This is a genomic window from Pseudomonas brenneri, assembly GCF_007858285.1.
GTDB lineage: Bacteria > Pseudomonadota > Gammaproteobacteria > Pseudomonadales > Pseudomonadaceae > Aquipseudomonas > Aquipseudomonas brenneri.
In genome coordinates, this window is the sequence record NZ_VFIL01000019.1 from 1 (window position 1) to 17,842 (window position 17,842).

The window sequence follows — 17,842 nt, forward strand, 5'->3', positions numbered from 1 at the left end:
GTTGGCCCGGGCATTGAGTTCGGCGTAGCTCAGTTGTTGTTCGGCAAACACCAGCGCCACCGCTTCTGGGGTGCGCGCCGCCTGTTCTTCGATCAACTGCTGGATGCACTGCCCGGCCGGGTAAGCTACGGCGGTACGGTTCCAGTCTTCGAGAATCACACGCTCGTGCGCTGCGGCCAGCAACGGCAATTGCGCAATACGTTGCGTAGGGTCAGCCACTACCGCCTGCAACAGGTGCTGCCAGTGTTGCGCCAGGCGCTCGATGGTGCTGGCGTCGAACAGTGCGCTGGCATACACCACCGAGGCACTCAGGCTGTCGCGCGATTCGTAGGTTTCCAGCGTCAGGTCGAACTGCGCGGTCTGGTTTTCCCAGGCCAGGCCTTCGACCCGCAACCCTGGCAAGTCGACGTCGATGCTTCTCTTGCCCTCACTCTGGTGGTTGTACATCACCTGGAACAGCGGGCTATGGCTCAGGCTGCGTTCCGGCTGCAACGCTTGTACCAGTTGCTCGAACGGCAGGTCCTGGTGGGCCTGGGCCTGCAGCGCCGTGTGCTTGACCTGTCGCAACAGTTCGATGAACGCACCCTGGCCATCCACCTCGGCCTTGAGCACCTGGGTATTGACGAAGAAGCCAATCAAACGCTCGATATCGACCCGCTGCCGGTTGGCCACTGGCACGCCGACACGAATGTCGCTTTGCCCGCTATAGCGATGTAGCAAGGCCTGGAACGACGCCAGCAAGACCATAAACAGCGTCGCGCCTTCGCGCTGTGCCAGTTGTCGCAGGCCGGCGCTCAGCGCCGCGTCCAACGGGATTTCCAGGCGCGCGCCACGCTGATCCTGCACCGCCGGGCGCGGCCGGTCAGTCGGCAGTTCGAGTACCGGTTGCTCATCGCCCAACTGGTTGCTCCAGTAAGCCAGTTGACGTTGCAGCTCACCGGCCTCCATCCACTGGCGCTGCCATTGCGCATAATCGGCGTACTGGATCGCCAGGGCTGGCAGCTCCAGGCTCTGGCCCTGGCTATAGGCGCCATACAGGGCAATCAGTTCCTCCACCAAGACCTGCATCGACCAGCCATCAGAAATGATGTGGTGTTGAGTCAGCAACAGCACATGATCATCCGCCGCCAGTTGCAGCAATTTCACCCGCAACAACGGCCCCTGCTGCAGATCGAACGGCGCCTGAGCTTCGGCTTGCACGGCGGCGGCGATCAGCGCGTCACTGGCCAAAGGTTCTGCCACCAGCGCCAATGCCAGCGGGGCATCAATGATTTGCAGCGCCTGCTGGTCCTGGATAAAGCGCGTACGCAGGCTTTCATGGCGCTCGATCAGCGTATTGAAACTGCGTGTCAGAGCGGCCACGTCCAGGGCTCCACGCAGACGCAAGGCCAGCGGGATGTTGTACGCCGAACTGTGGGGTTCCAGTTGCCAGAGGAACCACTGCCGTTCCTGGGCATAGGACAGCAACAGCGGCTGCTGACGATCCACCGCCACCAGCGCCGGCTCGCCACCAGCCTGGCTCTGGCCCAGGGCCTGGACAAAGGCGTGCAAGGTGGTGTGTTCAAACAGCGTACGCAGCGCCAGTTCGATATTCAGCGCATGGCGCACCCTGGAAATCACTTGGGTGGCCAACAACGAATGGCCGCCCAGTTCGAAGAAGTTGTCAGTCAAGCCGACACGCTCCAGTTTGAGCACGTCCTGCCAGATCTGCGCGACACGCTGCTCCAGTTCGTTGCGCGGGGCCACGAAGCATTGTTGCAACTGACCGGCATCCGGCGCCGGCAAGGCCTTGCGATCCAGTTTGCCGTTCGGGGTCAGTGGCAGCCCCTCAAGGAACACCCACTGCAACGGCACCATGTAATCGGGCAGACGCTGGCGCAGACTGTCGCGCAGGCTGTCACGCAATGCATCGTGGGCAAGGTCGGCCGATGCCGGCACCACGTAGCCCACCAAGGCCTTGCCAGTGCCGCTTTCGAAGACATCGACCGCAGCATCGCGTACCACCTCCAGTTCCAGCAGGTGCGCACTGATTTCACCCAACTCGATCCGGAAACCACGCACCTTGACTTGATGGTCGACGCGCCCCACGTACTCCAGCAGGCCATCGTTACGCCGACGACCAAGGTCACCGGTGCGGTACAGCCGGCCACCAGCCTCCAGGGCAAATGGGTCCGGCAGGTAGGCCATGGCCGTACGTCCCGGATCACTGAGGTAACCACGACCAACACCGACGCCAGCAACCCAGAGTTCACCCACAGCGCCCACAGGCACCGGTTGCAACTGGCCGTCAAGCAGGTACAGGCGGTTGTTGTCGGTCGGGCTGCCGATGGGCAGGCAAGTCCCCTGGGTCGCGGCCATTTCCACGCGGTACAGGGCCACGTCATCAGAACACTCGGCAGGACCGTAAGCGTTGACCAGGCCGATTGCCGGGTAGCGTTGCAACCAGCGGCGGGCCAGTTCCGGCGGCATCGCTTCACCGGTTGGCAGCATAAAGCGCAAGTGCTCGAAAGCCATCACTGGCTCATCGAGCAAGCCCTGGATCAGTGACGGCACACTTTCCAGAATCGTGATACCCGCCTGCCGTACATGGGCCAACAAGGCTGCTGGTTCTTGGGCAATGTCATTGGGCACGATATCGACACGCGCCCCGCACAGCGGTGCGGTGAGGAATTGCCATACCGAAATGTCAAAACTCTGCGATGCGGTCTGGGCGATAACGTCCTTTTCCCCCAGTTCCAGGTACGGCAACTTGCTCAATTGGTTGTTGAGCATGCCGCCCTGCTCGACTAACACACCCTTGGGCGTGCCGGTGGAACCAGAGGTGTAGATCGCATACGCCAAATGGCGGGCACCGACGTAGATTTGCGGGTTGCCCTGCGCAGCATCCCCCTGCTGAAGGTCTTCCCAGACCAACAGCCGCGGCGCAACCTCTACTGCAAGGCTGGCCAACAGGCTGCGGGCACGCTCGGCGCAAGCGGCGGAGCACAACAGCACCGGCGTGCGGCTCAACTCCAGCAAACGCAACAGGCGCTCATCCGGCAAATGCGGGTCGAGCGGCAGGTAACCGGCACCGGCCTTGAAACTGCCGATGATCATGCCCAGCAACGACAGGTCCCGTTCGGCCAGCAAAGCCACTGGCTGGTCGATCTGTACACCTGCCGCAATCAGCCCATGACCGGCACGGTTAGCCTGGCGGTTGAGTTCGTTGTAGCTCCATTGCCGGTCCAGGCACGAGGCGGCCGTGCGCTCGCCGTACTGCGCCACACTGGCCTCGAACAGACGCACATATCCCTGGTCCAGCGGATAGCTGCGTTCAGTCTGGTTGCAGGCCTCAACCAACTGGTAGCGGTCCGCGTCGGACAGCAGCGACAAGGCCGAGAATTGGCCATGGAAACCACTGACCAGCGCACCCAGTACACGCTTCATATCGTGCAGCAAACGGTCAATCGTTGCCTCATCGAAGAAGCGCTGGTCGTAGGACAGATGCAGCCCCAGCTCATCGCCCGGGTAGACCACCACCGTCAGTGGGTAGTTGGTATGGGTCCGGGCGCTGTCGGCAATCGCGCTGAGCTCCTGGGCACCGCTGACCACCGCGCTCTCCAGCGGCGCGTTCTCGAACACAAACAGGCTGTCGAACAACTGCTGGCTGCTGTCGATGTGGCTGCAGGCCTGGATTTTCACCAGCGGCAGATGCTCATGCTCACGCAAGGCCAGGTTGTGTTCGAACAATGCCTGCAGCCATTGCTTGACGCTACCAGCCTGCGGCATGCGCACCCGCAGCGGGATGCTGTTGATGAACAAGCCAACGGTGTCCTGCATCTCGGGACGGCTGATCGGTCGACCCGCCACCGTCACACCGAACACTACATCCGACTCGCCGCTGTAGCGGTGCATGACCAGCGCCCAAGCCGCCTGGGTGAAGGTATTGACGGTCAATTGATAATGCTGGGCCAGCTCACGCAAGGCGCGACCTTCGCTGCGCTCCAGGTTCAGGTAACGGTCACCGATCTGTGACTGGCCGCCCTGGCGCTGCATGGGCCGGTCGTAAGGTAACCGGGTCGGTTGCTCGACGCCTTGCAACTCTTCGCGCCAGGCACTGATTGCCGCTTCCTCGCCCTGCTCTTGCAGCCAGGCAATAAAGTCACGGTAACGCGCCGCCGGTTGCGGCATCTGCTTGCCCTGGTAAAGGGTGAAGAAGTCTTGCAACAGCAAGGATCGGCACCAGGCATCAATCAAGATGTGGTGGTTACTGAGGATGAACCAGTATTGCTGGGGCCCGCGACGAATCAGGCGCAGACTGAACGGCGGCTGCTCCAGCAGGTTGAAGCCTTGCTGGCGCTCGTTCTCCAGCAGGTGCTGTAAATCGGCCTCGTGCTGCTCGGCCGGCACCTCGCTCCAGTCCAGGCAGTCGAGGCGCAGCGGCGCGTGGCGGTGGATGATCTGCAGCATTTCACCCTGATGGTCAAGGTTGAACGAGGCCCGCAGTGCATCGTGACGCTGGATGACTTGCTGCCAGGCACTACGAAAGCGCGGCAGGTCGATGTCACTGTCGATGCAGTAACGGTCCTGCATGAAGTAAATGCCCGAATTCGGCTCCAGCAAGGTGTGCAGCAACAAGCCTTCCTGCATCGGTGACAGCGGGTAAATATCTTCGATCTGCACCAGCGGGGTTTCCAGCGCGTCCAGACGCTCTTGAGTCAGGCTGGCCAGCGGGAAGTCCGAAGGCGTGGCGCCACCGGCTTCGGCTTGCAGGCAATGACCGATCAGTGCGGTCAATTCCTGGCGATAGTCTTCGGCCACACGTTCGATGGTCGCGCGCTCATGCAACTCGCTGCTGAAAGTCCATTGCAATGACAGTTCACCGCCATACACCTGGCCTTCGATGCTCAACCAGTTGGCCAGCGGGGCTTGCTCGTCCTGGGCCACGCCTGACTTTTCGGTGGACGGCACGAACAGCGCGCCGCTGTCGAACTGAGCGTCGAACTGCCCCAGGTAGTTGAAGGTGATGCGCGGTGCCGGCAATTCGGCCAGTATCGCCTGTACCTGTGGCTCGCCCAAATAGCGCAACACACCGAACCCCAGTCCTTTGCCGGGCACTGCGCGCAGTTGCTCCTTGACCGCCTTGATCGAACCGGCCAGGTCCTGTGCCGGGGTCAACTTGACCGGGAACAGACTGGTGAACCAGCCCAGGGTGCGGGTCAGGTCAATGTCTTCAAACAGCTCCTCGCGACCATGCCCCTCAAGCTGGATCAACACCGATTGCTCACCGCTCCAGCGGGCAATGACGCGTGCCAGCGCGGTCAACAACAGGTCATTGACCTGGGTACGATAGGCCGCCGGCGCCTCCTGCAGTAATTGACGGGTCAATTGGGCGTCAAAGGTCACGGCGACCTTTTGCCCCAGGGCATTGCTCAACCCACCTTGCAGGTGATCGCAGGGCAAGTCTGCGGGAGCATCGGCCAGCGCCGCCTGCCAATAGTCCAACTCTCGAGCCAAGGCCGGGCGCTGGGCATAGTCCTGCAACTGCTCGGCCCAGACTTTGTAGGCGCTGGTTTTCGCCGGTAACGCCAGGGTTGCACCGGCCCTGGCCTGGGTCAGCAGGCTTTGCAGGTCTTCAAGCAGTACGCGCCAGGACACCCCGTCCACCACCAGGTGATGGATGGCCAGCAACAGCCGCTGGCTACCGTCCGCCATATTCACCAACAGCACCCGCAACAGCGGGCCTTGCGCCAGGCTCAGGCTCCGTTGAGCCTCATCGCAGAGGGCGTTTAGCTCCTCGGCGGTAGCCGCCTGGCGTTGCCATACCGGCGACGCATCCGGCATCGCACCGTGGGCCTGGGTCCAGCCTTGGGTGCCGGCCTCGAAACGCAGGCGCAGGCCATCATGCTGCTCGATCAGGCGCAGTACGGCGGCGTCCACATGGGCCAAGTCGAGGGTTTCTCGCGGGGTCAGCAACAGCGATTGGTTCCAGTGCGCACGCTGAGTCATCGGTTGCTCGAAGAACCATTGTTGCACCGGGGTCAGCGGTGCCTCGCCGCTGACCGGACCTTGATCAATGGTGACGGCAACGTTGGCCTGGCAAACCTGTGCCAGGCTGCGCACGGTCTGGTGCTGGAACAAGTCCCGCGGGCTGAAGGCAATCCCGGCTTGACGGGCACGACCGACGACCTGGATGGAAACAATGGAGTCGCCGCCCAACTCGAAGAAATTGTCTTCCAGACCGACCTGTTCCACGCGTAATACGTCACGCCAGATCGCCGCCAGGGCCTTCTCGATATCGCTGGCAGGGGCAACGTATTCGGCTTGCACGCCAGCCTCGGCGCGCGGCAGGGATTTGCGGTCAAGTTTGCCGTTGGGCATCAACGGCAGCACCGTGAGCGCCAGCAGGTGTTGCGGCACCATATATTCCGGCAGGCCTTGCAGCAGGCTGGCCTTGAGCTGTTCGCGCCAGTCGGCCGGCGGTTGCTCGCAAGTCAACACCAGATAAGCCACCAACTGCTTGCCGTCCTGGGCCAGCACCACAGCCTCACGGACCAGTTCGTGGTCGCACAGGCTGGCTTCGATTTCGCCCAGTTCGATACGCAGGCCACGCAGCTTGACCTGGTGATCGAGACGCCCGAGATATTCGATAACCCCATCGACCCGATAACGCGCCAGGTCGCCAGTGCGGTACAAGCGCTCACCGGCATTGAACGGATCGGGCACAAAGCGCTCGGCGGTCAGCCCTGGCCGCTGATGATAACCACGGGCCAGGCCAACCCCACCCAGGTACAGCTCGCCCCCCGCACCGACGGGTAAAAGGCTCAGGCCGGAACCAAGGATCTGGGTGCGCAGGTTGTCGATTGGCACACCGATGGGCACGCTGGCCCGACGCTCGTCCACACACCGCCAATGCGTCACGTCGATGGCGGCTTCAGTCGGGCCATAGAGGTTGAACAGTCCGGCGCCCGGTAATTTGCTGAACACCTGCTGCTGGGCATCCACCGGCAAGGCTTCACCGCTGCAGATGATGCGCTTGAGACTGCCACAAGCCTCGACCCCGGCCTCATGGATAAAGGCCTGCAACATCGAGGGCACGAAGTGCAAGGTCGTGATCTGGTAACGCCCGATGGTTTCGATCAGGCGTGCCGGCTCCCGGTGCTCGCCCGGTAGCGCCACGGCCAACCGCGCACCGACCATCAGCGGCCAGAAGAACTCCCAGACCGAAACGTCGAAACTGAACGGGGTCTTTTGCAGTACCGTGTCGCGGGCATCCAGGCTGTAGGCGCGTTGCATCCACCACAGGCGGTTGGTCAGTGCCGTATGACGGTTGCCCGCCCCTTTGGGCCGCCCGGTGGAGCCCGAGGTATAGATCATGTAGGCCAGTTGTTCCGGCAGGCATGGCAGTGCCGGGTTGGCATCGCTGTAACCTTCCAGCCAGTCGCCTTCCTGGTCCAGGCACAAGGCCTGAACGGTCTCGCCCAGTGGCAGGTTGTCCAGCAGGTGGCTCTGGGTCAACAGCAAGCGCACGCCACTGTCTTCGATCATGTAGCGCAGGCGTTCGCTGGGGTATTCCGGATCGAGCGGCACGTAGGCACCACCGGCCTTGAGAACCGCGAGCAGCGCCACGACCATTTCCACCGAACGCTCGGTAGCCACGCCCACCAGCAACTCGGCACCAGCCGGTGCCGATTCGCGCAGCTTGTGCGCCAGACGGTTGGCGCGCTGATTGAGTTGTTGATACGTCAGGGCCTGCTGGTCGAACAACAGGGCAATCGCCTGTGGATTGCGCTGCACCTGCTCCTCGAACAACTGATGCACACCGCGCTGCGCCGGGAATTGCGCCTCGGTACGGTTCCAGTCCAGGACCTGGGCCTGCACCTGGGCGGCATCGAGTACCGGCAGTTCACTGACCCGCCGCGCGCTGTCGGCGACGATCTCGTTGAGCACCTTGAGCCAATGGCCCGCCATGCGCTCGACAGTCGCCTGAACGAACAGATCACTGGCAAAGGTCAGGGCAGCCTTGAGTGTGCCGCCTTTTTCGTAGGTATCCAGGGTCAGGTCGAATTGGGTGGTGCGACTGTCCCATTCAAGCCGGCTCAAGCTGAGCCCGGAGCTCAGCTGCAACGTCTCGATGTCAGCCACTTCCGGCTGATGGTTGTACATCACCTGGAACAGCGGGGTGTGGCTCAGGCTACGCTCCAGCTTGAGGGCATCGACCAGGCGCTCAAATGGCAGGTCCTGATGGGCCTGCGCGGCATTGACCACTTCCTTGAGGTCCTGCAATAGGCCAGCGACCAGGGTCTGCTCGTCAAAGCGCGCACGGATCACCTGAGTGTTGACGAACAAACCGATCAGGCCTTCGACTTCCAGCCGGTTACGGTTGGCAATCGGCACACCGACCCGCAAGTCGGTCTGGCCGGTGTAGCGGTACAAGAGGATATTGAAGGCTGCCAGTAACACGGTGAACAACGACACATTCTGCTGGCGCGCGAACTGACGCAGTTCATCCGCCAGGGCTGTCGGCAGATCGAACTCGTAACGACGGCCTTGATGGCTGGCCACTGCCGGGCGCGGAAAATCGGTCGGCAATTCAAGCACGGGATGCTCATCGCCCAGTTGCTCCTGCCAATACGCCAATTGGCGCTCCTGCTCGCCGGCTTCCATCCAGCGCCGCTGCCACAAGGCATAGTCGGCATACTGGATCGGCAGCGGTTCGAGGCTCAGCGCCTGACCACGACGGTGAGCGTCATAGAAGCGCACGAATTCGTCGATGATGATGCTCATCGACCAGCCATCGGAAACGATGTGATGCAAGGTCAACAACAGCACGTGCTGCTCGGCATCGAGCTTGATCAGCTTGACTCGCAGCAACGGACCGGCAGCCAGGTCGAATGGCTGCATTGACTGCTCCTGGGCTTCACTGCGAACCCGGCGCTCACGCTCGTCCTCGGGGAGGATGCTGAAGTCCTCGCGCTCGACAATCAACGGGGCGCTGGCGGGCACTTGCTGCAGACTTTCGTCAGGTAACTGGCGAAATACCGTGCGCAAGGCTTCGTGGCGCTCCACCAGGCTGGCGAAGGCCTGCTCCAGTGCCAACTCGTCGAGCCTACCCTTGAGCCGCACGGCACTGGGCAGGTTATAGGCGCCGCTTTGCGGATCCAGTTGCCAGAGGAACCACATCCGTCGCTGTGCGTAGGACAACGCCTGACGATCTTCGACTTCTACACCCGCCGGGATCGGAAACTGAGCAAAATCCACCCCTTCCTTTTGCAAGGCCGCAAGGAACAGCCGGCGTTTTTCCAGGGGCAACCCGATAAACCGGCGAGCGAGTTTCAAGGAGTCTTCAGCATTCATTTCTTAGCATCCGGATCAATAGGCAGGAAGCACAAAGGCACGTCGTCCCTATAAAACGAATGCAACCGGGGAAAATTAGCGACTGAGAACAACTATCTTGTAGTCGCTGAGGCAGAGAAGATAAGGTCCCGAGGACCTTGAGGCGCTTGAAGAATTCTGCGCTTGAAGCACCGCAATGCCGCCTGGCTGACTGCTGAATGAGTCAGTGGCTACAGGGCTTGGATACAGAGGGATCGTTCCCGCTTGTGCGGGAACAATCGAGGATGACGCTTACAGTTGGTCGGCAGAAAAGCCTTCGGCCATCGCCACAATCACCTTGCGCTTGCCCTCGAAGGGCGCGCGTGCGTGAGCCGCAAGCATATTGTCGAGCATCAGCACATCACCCGACTGCCAGGGGAAGCTGATCATGCAGTCGTCGAGCACCGCGCGAATCTCATTGAGCACCTCGTCTTCAATGGCCGAGCCATCGCCGTAATAGACATTACGCGGTAAATCTTCCTCATCAACGATGTCCAGCAGCGATTCACGCACCTCCGGTTGCAGGTTGGAAATATGGAACAGGTGCGCCTGGTTGAACCAGACCATCTCGCCCGTGCGCGGATGGCGAGCCACCGCCTGGCAGGTCTGGCGGGTACGCAACTCGCCATCGTCCTTCCACTCGCAGACAATTGCGTGCGCCTTGCAGTACGCCTCGGCGACTGCCCGGTCCTCGGTATTGAACACCTGCTCCCAAGCCACATCCAGGCCGTTGCCGAAGTTGCGGACATACATCAGGCCCTTGCTGACGAAACGCTCGCGGATATAGGCCGGGATACGCTTGTAGACCTCACGACTGTCGGCAATCGGCGTCTCGCCCCCCGACTGCGCGGCGATCATGCTGTAGAACCAGATTCTCATTGGCCAATCACGGGAGTAGGCCTGCTCATTGTGCAGCGGAATACTCTGGTGCGCCGGATACTCGGTGGAGGTGTACACCCCCTGCGTGACACTGCTTCGCGGGGTCGAGCCAAACTCGTAGCTCAACAAGGGATGACCAAAACTGGCTGCAAACTCGCGAAACTGTTCGGCACCCTCCAGGGTAAACCCGCGAAACAGAATCCCACCGTCGCGCAACAAGTGTTCATCCACCAACGCGCTGAGTTCTTCAAACACCGCCAGCAGGCTGGTGCCTGGCTCAGTGGCCTCGACCAGCAGCGGCAAACGCCCCTGCCCTGCCCGTAACGGACCAACGGAAAATCCCAAGGCAACACCCATGATGGGCCTCCTGTAAACAATCGATTGCGCCAGCGGGCGCGGTTCTAGCGAGCGAGTGCGCTCATCTGGACGTAGCGGCGATGATGCCCCTCCAAGTGTTCCTTGATGACCCGCAGCACCCGCGCTTCATGCTCATGAATGAAGAAGTGGCCACCGGTCATCATATCCACCGAGAAGCTGCCGCCCGTCTCCTTGCTCCAGCCGATCAGTTGCTCCGTGGTGGCTTTGTCTTCCTTGCCACCCAGGACATGGACCGGGCATTTGAGCAGCGGCCGCTCCTGCGGGCGAAAACGGCCGCACAGCAAGAAGTCGGCGCGCAGTACCGGCAGGGTCAGGCTCATCAGCTCCTTGTCCGCCAGCACGGCCTCACTGGTGCCCTGGAAAGTACGCAGTTGATCAATCAACTGCTCATCCGTCTTGGGTTCGGCAAAGTCACGATCGTAGTCACTGCGCAGGGTCGGCGCCGCCGTGCCCGAGGCAAACAGCGCCACCGGCTCCGGGCAGCCCAAGGCGCGGAACGCATGCGCCATTTCACACGCCAGCAAGGCGCCCAGGCTATGCCCGAACAGCGCATAAGGCGCCTCAAGCGACGGCTTGTGCTCCACAGCCAATTGGCGCGCCAGGGTGCGCATGTCAGTTTGCAGAGGTTCATCAAAACGTGCGCCACGGCCCGGCAGCTCCACTGGCTGCACGTGCAGCCATTCCGGCAGTTTGCGCCGCCACCGACTGTAGACCATGGCGCTGGCGCCGGAGTACGGCAAGCACAGCAGTGTCAGCTTGGTCACCACGTTTACCCCAATCTATTACGTGTAAAAGGAACGGATGAAGGCCTGGGCAAATTAGGGTCACGCCAGACCACCCGCAACATCATGTATAAATTTCATGCAGCAGCGCTCGTTCCCTTGTTCAGATCAATAACCCATACAAGAGGGATCGCCGTGGATTTGCAGACCATTCTGACCAAGCTGTTCGCCAATGCCGGCGCCGTCGGCATTGAAGGTGTCTTTCAATTCGCATTCGCACCCGAACAGGCATTCTGGTCCGAGGTCAAAACCCACAGCCGCACAGAACGTGGCCGCCACGCCCACCCCGACGTGACCATCGAGGTGACGGAGCGGGACTTTCTCGGGATCATGGGGGGCATGGTCAACGTCGAAGAGCTGTTTGCCAGCGGACGCCTGAAAATCAGCGGCAATATGGGCCTGGCCACGATGCTGCCACAGATCATCGACCATGCGCGCCAGGGTGGCGCCAAGGCGGAAAAGGTCGATAAGAACAAGCGCTACCCGACGCCGGCGCGCTTGAGCGAGCGAATTTCAGCCAGCCTCCCGCCCCTGCGCACCGTGGAACGCCGGCCGCGCAGCGAAGTGTCCGTCAGCGAATTTCGCAGCCGTTACCTGCCCCACGGCATTCCCTTGGTGATCAGCGATGCGCTGCAGGACTGGCCCCTGTTCAAACTCAGCCGCGAAGAATCCCTGGTGCACTTCGCCGAACTGCAAGGCATCACCCGTCACGGCGACTACGTGAAGAAGACCTTCTCCGCAGACCGCGACTTTCGCTCCACCTCCATGGCGGACTTTATTGCCTCGCTGGACACTCCCGCAGCGAAAAACGCCGACGGCACGCCGCCGGCCTACATGGGCAACAATATTCTGCCGGCACAACTGATGCAGCAGATCAAACACCCGCCCTACTTCGATCAGTCGCAGTTCATCGCGCCACGCATCTGGATCGGCCCCAAAGGCACGCTGACACCCCTGCATCGCGATGACACAGACAATATGTTTGCCCAGGTCTGGGGGCGCAAATCCTTCACCCTCGCCGCACCGCATCACCGTGAAGCGCTAGGCACCTGGTCGACGTCGCCAGAGGGCGGGCTCGACGGCTGCGAAGTCAACCCCGACGCCCCGGACTACCAACGCTTCCCGGCGTCCCGCGACGTGAACTTTCTTCGGGTGACCCTGGAGGCAGGCGACCTGTTGTTCCTGCCTGAAGGCTGGTTCCATCAAGTGGAGTCTGTCTCCACCTCGCTGTCCGTGAATTTCTGGGTCAACTCCGGGCGCGGCTGGTAACACCAGAACCTTGTGGGAGTTCGACAGCTCCCACAAGGGATTGGCGGCGGATTCGGAATTTCGGTCTGGATGAAGATCAATGTGGGAGCTGTCGAGCCCCAGCGAGGCTGCGATGGCGGTGGATCAGGCGACATCTTCGCTGCCTGTACCGCCGCCATCGCAGCCTCGCTAAAGCTCGACAGCTCCCACAGGGGATTGGTGGTGGATCCGGGACTTCGGTCCGGATGAAGATCAATGTGGGAGCTGTCGAGCCCCGGCGAGGCTGCGATGGCGGAGGGTCAGGCGACATCTTCAGTGCCTGTGCCGCCGCCATCGCAGCCTCGCTAAAGCTCGACAGCTCCCACAAGGGATTGGCGGCGGATTCGGAATTTCGGTCTGGATGAAGATCAATGTGGGAGCTGTCGAGCCCCAGCGAGGCTGCGATGGCGGTGGATCAGGCGACATCTTCGCTGCCTGTACCGCCGCCATCGCAGCCTCGCTGGGGCTCGACAGCTCCCACAGGGGATTGGTGGTGGATCCGGGATTTCGGTCTGGATGAAGATCAATGTGGGAGCTGTCGAGCCCCAGCGAGGCTGCGATGGCGGTGGATCAGGCGCTGATGATGCTGACTGACCTATCGCTATCGCGAGCAAGCCCGCTCCCACATCAGTTCTGCGGCACCTTCAACACCTTCAAATGCCGCGCATACCAGGGACGCCTGGGGACCTTGCGAAACAGCTGTGTGAGCTGATCGTCATCCGCACCAAAGGTGATACGCAGCGCCAGCTTCATGGTTTCCGGATCCATCTCCACCGACTTGCCCATCTGTAATCCTGGCGTGGTGCTGCAACCGTGAGTCACCGGGCCCAGCCAGGGATCCGCCACTTCCACCCAGTGCCCAGGCGCAAACCAAGGTACGCCATTGACTTCGAGGCGACTGACTGCGCCCGGGTGAAAACGCTCGTGCGCGCGAAACCAGTCCTCGATACGGTCGTCGATCCAGCCATGGAAATACCAGAACACCGGGTTCACATGCGAGGAAAACGGGTCGCCGAGAAAATCGTTTTGCGCCGCATACCACCGAGCGGCGAAGTCCGCCGGATCACGGGCAAACGGCACCGGGGCGCCGTTGGACGGGTCCCGTGGCACTGAGGCCCAGCGCATGTGCAACCAATCGTGCAGACCCAGCTCTACCTCCGAACCAAACTGCCCCAGGGTGAGCTTGGCCAGATAGCGCGGGTCGCGATACTGCGATTCCCAGACCTGGAAATTACTGTGGTAGGTCTCAGTCGTCTTGATGTCACTGACCCACTGGGTGTAATCACTGTCACCACTGGCCAGCCAGGTTGGCGGCAGCGCAAAACCGTCATGGTTGTCGAAGTAGCGGGCAAAGCCCTGGCGATCACGCTCAAGCTCTGGCTGCGGCGCGGGGAAGCGCGGCCAGGACGGCAGATCCTGCATCGAGCGCGCCGTGCCCAGCATGTGCCGATGCATGAAAAAGAAGTCGATGCCTGAACCGTTGCGGTCTTTGCGCGGACCACGGGCATCTCGCTCCTGATCCCGCGGCCCGGGCTGCCAGCCAATACCGCGCAAGGCATCGCGCTTGTCTTCAGCGAGCTTGTGCCACTGATCGCGAGAGGCGTGCCAGAGCTGGTGGAACAGGCGATGCTCTGGCGCGATCAGCCAGGCCATCAATGCCTGATTCAAGCCAATACGCTCCCGAGCCTCGGGAAACAGTTGTTTGGTGGCAACAAAACGACTGTCCAGTTCGGGCAGCGCCAACGGTCGATCCAGACGCAGGATTTGCCCGCTGAGGGTGCCGCTGCCGGCATTGCCGAAATCTGCCCAGACCTCATCCAACGTCATTTTGAGCTCATAAGCCGGCACGCCACCAGGCGATTCGCGGTCTATCAGGCGCCAATACAATTCAGCGCCATTACCCGACACCAAATCACCCATCACCTGATAACGCGGCTCAGCATCGGCACGCAACCGTTCGCCAGTATCAAGATAACCACGCAACCCGCGCCCACGCGGGGCAATATCAAGAAACAACTCCAACCCCTCAAGCGGCAGGCCGTGGAGCCCGCCATCACCGCCTTCGAAACGCAGGCTCCAGACACCTCGCAGGGAATCGGCCAGGCGCTGGCCAGCCGTGTCGGCCAGATCAACCGTCGCTTCCTCCGGCGTGATCGGAAACTCTTCACGCGTCAACTCGCGATGGGCATAAAAGGCCGCAGGCACTGCGGCGCCCGTCAGCGCCAGGCCTGCGATGAACCCTCGTCGAGAAATCGTCATTTTCCTACCTGTATTGTCCCGCCTGGTTTGCCCGGCCGGAATCAGCCATGAAGCAGGCTTTATCCAAGCTAGAACGTTTGTTGCCACGGGAAATTTACCGCCACGGGCGTGCCGCCTAAATTTCCCGTTCTATCGCTCGTTCTTCCCAGATAGCAAAGGCCCTTGCGCCTGCACTTCGACGGCGAACCGACTGAGATGGCAATGACAAAACCACGTTCAAGAAAGGCTCTTTACATTGGCCTGCCGCTGGCATTGGCCATTGGCGCCGGGGCAGGTTTTCTGGTCTGGGACCACTGGTTCAGGGGCAACGCCGGTTACCCGCTGGAGGTGATCAAGCAAGCCAATGAATTGCAGGATCGCTTGCTGTCCTTCGACAGTCACATCTCGGTGCCGCTGAATTTCGGCACCCACGGACACGAAGCCGACAAAGACGGCGACGGCCAGTTCGACCTGGTCAAGGCCAACCGAGGGCGCCTGTCCGGGGCCGCCCTGACTATCTTCGGCTGGCCCGAGATGTGGAACGGCGACAATGCCCCCCATCGCCCCACCGCAGGCTTTGTCGAAGAAGCGCGTAACCAGCAAGAGGTGCGCTACAAAATCATTTCCGGGATGGTCCGTGACTTCCCCAATCAGGTAGCCATTGCCTATACCCCGGACGACTTGCGACGCCTGCACGGCGAAGGCAAGTTCGCCATTTTTATCAGCATGCTCAATGCCTACCCTTTGGGTAACGACCTCAATCTGTTGGATATGTGGGCCGCACGCGGTATGCGCATGTTCGGCTTCAGTTACATCGGCAATAACAGTTGGGCCGACTCCTCACGCCCACTGCCGTTTTTCAACGATTCCCCCGATGCTCTCAACGGCCTCTCGGACATCGGCCAACAGGCTGTGCATCGGCTCAATGACTTGGGCGTCATCATCGACGTCTCGCAGATGTCGACCAAGGCCCTGGAACAAGTCGCGCAACTGAGCCGCACACCGATGGTGGCCTCGCACTCAGCGCCACAGGCCGCGGTGGATATCCCGCGCAACCTCAGCGACAAAGAGATGCAACTGATCAAGAACAGCGGCGGCGTGGTCCAGGTCGTTGGGTTCTCCCAATACCTGCGTCCACTGACCCAGGCCACCCAGGACAAGCTCAATAGCTTGCGCGCACGTTTCGACCTGCCGCCGTTGCCGAACCTGGCCATGGCGCTGATGCCGGGCGACCCGATCATCGCCGCCTGGCCTGAACAGAAGTTTGGCCAATACGCCAGCGGCCTGTATTCGATCCTTGAAGAAGAGCCCAAGGCCAGTCTCAAAGACTACGGCGACGCCATCGACTACACCGTACGCAAAATCGGTATCGACCACGTCGGCATTGCCTCTGACTTCAACGAAGGGGGCGGCGTCAAGGGCTGGGACAACGTGAGCGAGATTCGCAACGTGACCGCCGAACTGATTTCCCGTGGTTACTCCGAAGCCGATATCGCCAAGCTGTGGGGCGGCAACTTCCTGCGGGTCTGGGACCAGGTGCAAAAAGCCGCCCAGCCGGTGACCGACCGCTGATTACCTCCCCCTTTTGCTGACAAGTGAACCGAACACATGACTGATCGTCGTACGTTTCTCAAACAGGCCGGGATACTCGCCGCCGGCCTACCTCTGGGCACCGCTGTCCTGAATCAGCATGTATTGGCGAGCACTGCGACGCCCGTGCCCGAGGAAAAATGGGCGCAATTGCGCCAGTTGTTCACCCAAGACCCGGACTACATCCACTTTTCCAATTTCCTGGTCACCTCCCACCCCAAGCCCGTGCGCGATGCGATCGACCTGCACCGTGCACGAATCGACCGCAACCCCGGCCTGGCCATGGACTGGGACTTGCAGGAAGCCTGGAAACGCGAAGCCCAGGTGCGTGACTGGGCGGGCCGTTACCTGCAAGCCAAACCGGGGCAGATTGCCTTGACCGGCAGCACCACCGAAGGGCTGGCGATGATCTACGGCGGCATTCATGTGCGTCCGGACCAAGAGATTCTGACCACGGTTCACGAGCATTACTCCACCGAATTCACCCTCGACTACCGGGTGAAAAAGGAAGGCACCCAAGTACGCAAGATCAAGCTATTCAAGGACGCCCACCGGATTTCGGTGGATGAAGTGCTCAGTGCGATCAAAAGCAATATCCGCCCCAACACCCGGGTACTGGGCATGACCTGGGTGCAATCGGGCAGCGGCGTGAAACTGCCCATCGGCGAAATCGGCAAGCTGGTGGAAGAACTCAACCGCAGCCGCGACGAGAAAGACCGCATTCTCTACGTGGTCGACGGTGTACACGGCTTCGGCGTGGAAGACCTGAGTTTCCCGCAGATGCACTGCGACTTTTTCATCGCCGGCACCCATAAATGGATGTTCGGACCACGTGGCACCGGGATCATCTGTGCCCGCTCCGAAGAGCTCAAGGACGTGACCCCGACGGTGCCGACCTTCTCCGAAGACACCAATTTTGCCACCACCATGTCACCTGGCGGCTACCACGCCTTCGAACATCGCTGGGCCTTGAACGAAGCCTTCAAGTTGCACCTGCAACTGGGCAAAGCCGACGTGCAGACCCGTATCCATGGGCTCAACAGTTACTTGAAAGAGCGTCTGCTGGCCCATCCGCAGATCGAACTGGTGACGCCCACCAGCCCCGAACTTTCGGCAGGTTTCACCTTCTTCCGGGTCAAGGAACAAAGCAGTGACAAAGTGGCGGCCTACCTCATGGAAAACCGCGTGGTCAGCGACGCAGTACACCGTGACGCCGGCCCGGTGATCCGCACCGCACCGGGATTGCTGAATACCGAGAGCGAAGTCGATCGCTTCATGACCCTGCTTGGCAAAAAACTCTGATACCGCCCTTGAGCGCTGACCTTTCCTATCGA

Annotated in this window: 7 protein-coding genes; 3 read left to right on the forward strand and 4 right to left on the reverse strand. The window is 61.2% G+C overall.

Annotated elements, in window-relative coordinates:
* The 3 genes from FJD34_RS26945 to FJD34_RS26955 form a co-directional block, all read right to left on the reverse strand.
* The coding region (locus FJD34_RS26945; protein WP_146552292.1) for a non-ribosomal peptide synthase/polyketide synthase at positions 1–9,336 on the reverse strand (9,336 nt) is incomplete at its 3' end.
* Positions 9,337–9,606: 270 nt separating this feature from the next.
* Complete coding sequence (locus FJD34_RS26950; protein ID WP_090291449.1) at positions 9,607–10,590, reverse strand: TauD/TfdA family dioxygenase; 984 nt, start codon at positions 10,588–10,590, stop codon at positions 9,607–9,609.
* A gap of 44 nt (positions 10,591–10,634) precedes the next feature.
* A complete protein-coding gene (locus tag FJD34_RS26955) occupies positions 10,635–11,375 on the reverse strand; it encodes a thioesterase II family protein (RefSeq protein WP_082445663.1) in 741 nt (246 codons plus the stop codon).
* A 153-nt stretch (positions 11,376–11,528) separates the two neighbouring features.
* On the opposite strand from FJD34_RS26955, the gene FJD34_RS26960 reads away from it, so the two are divergent.
* Complete coding sequence (locus tag FJD34_RS26960) at positions 11,529–12,662, forward strand: cupin-like domain-containing protein (RefSeq protein WP_032862967.1); 1,134 nt, start codon at positions 11,529–11,531, stop codon at positions 12,660–12,662.
* A gap of 645 nt (positions 12,663–13,307) precedes the next feature.
* Here the strand turns inward: FJD34_RS26960 and pvdP are convergent.
* The gene (gene pvdP, locus FJD34_RS26965) at positions 13,308–14,939 is read right to left on the reverse strand and encodes a pyoverdine maturation tyrosinase PvdP (protein WP_090291451.1); all 1,632 of its coding nucleotides are present in this window, start codon (positions 14,937–14,939) and stop codon (positions 13,308–13,310) included.
* 201 nt (positions 14,940–15,140) lie between these two features.
* Here pvdP and pvdM point away from each other — a divergent pair, with 201 nt between their 5' ends.
* Positions 15,141–16,490: a pyoverdine-tailoring dipeptidase-like protein PvdM gene (gene pvdM, locus FJD34_RS26970; protein WP_032863832.1), complete on the forward strand. Its 1,350-nt coding sequence runs from the start codon at positions 15,141–15,143 to the stop codon at positions 16,488–16,490.
* Between the two features lie 36 nt (positions 16,491–16,526).
* Complete coding sequence (gene pvdN / locus FJD34_RS26975) at positions 16,527–17,810, forward strand: pyoverdine-tailoring periplasmic protein PvdN (protein WP_032863812.1); 1,284 nt, start codon at positions 16,527–16,529, stop codon at positions 17,808–17,810.
* Positions 17,811–17,842 lie beyond the last annotated feature (32 nt).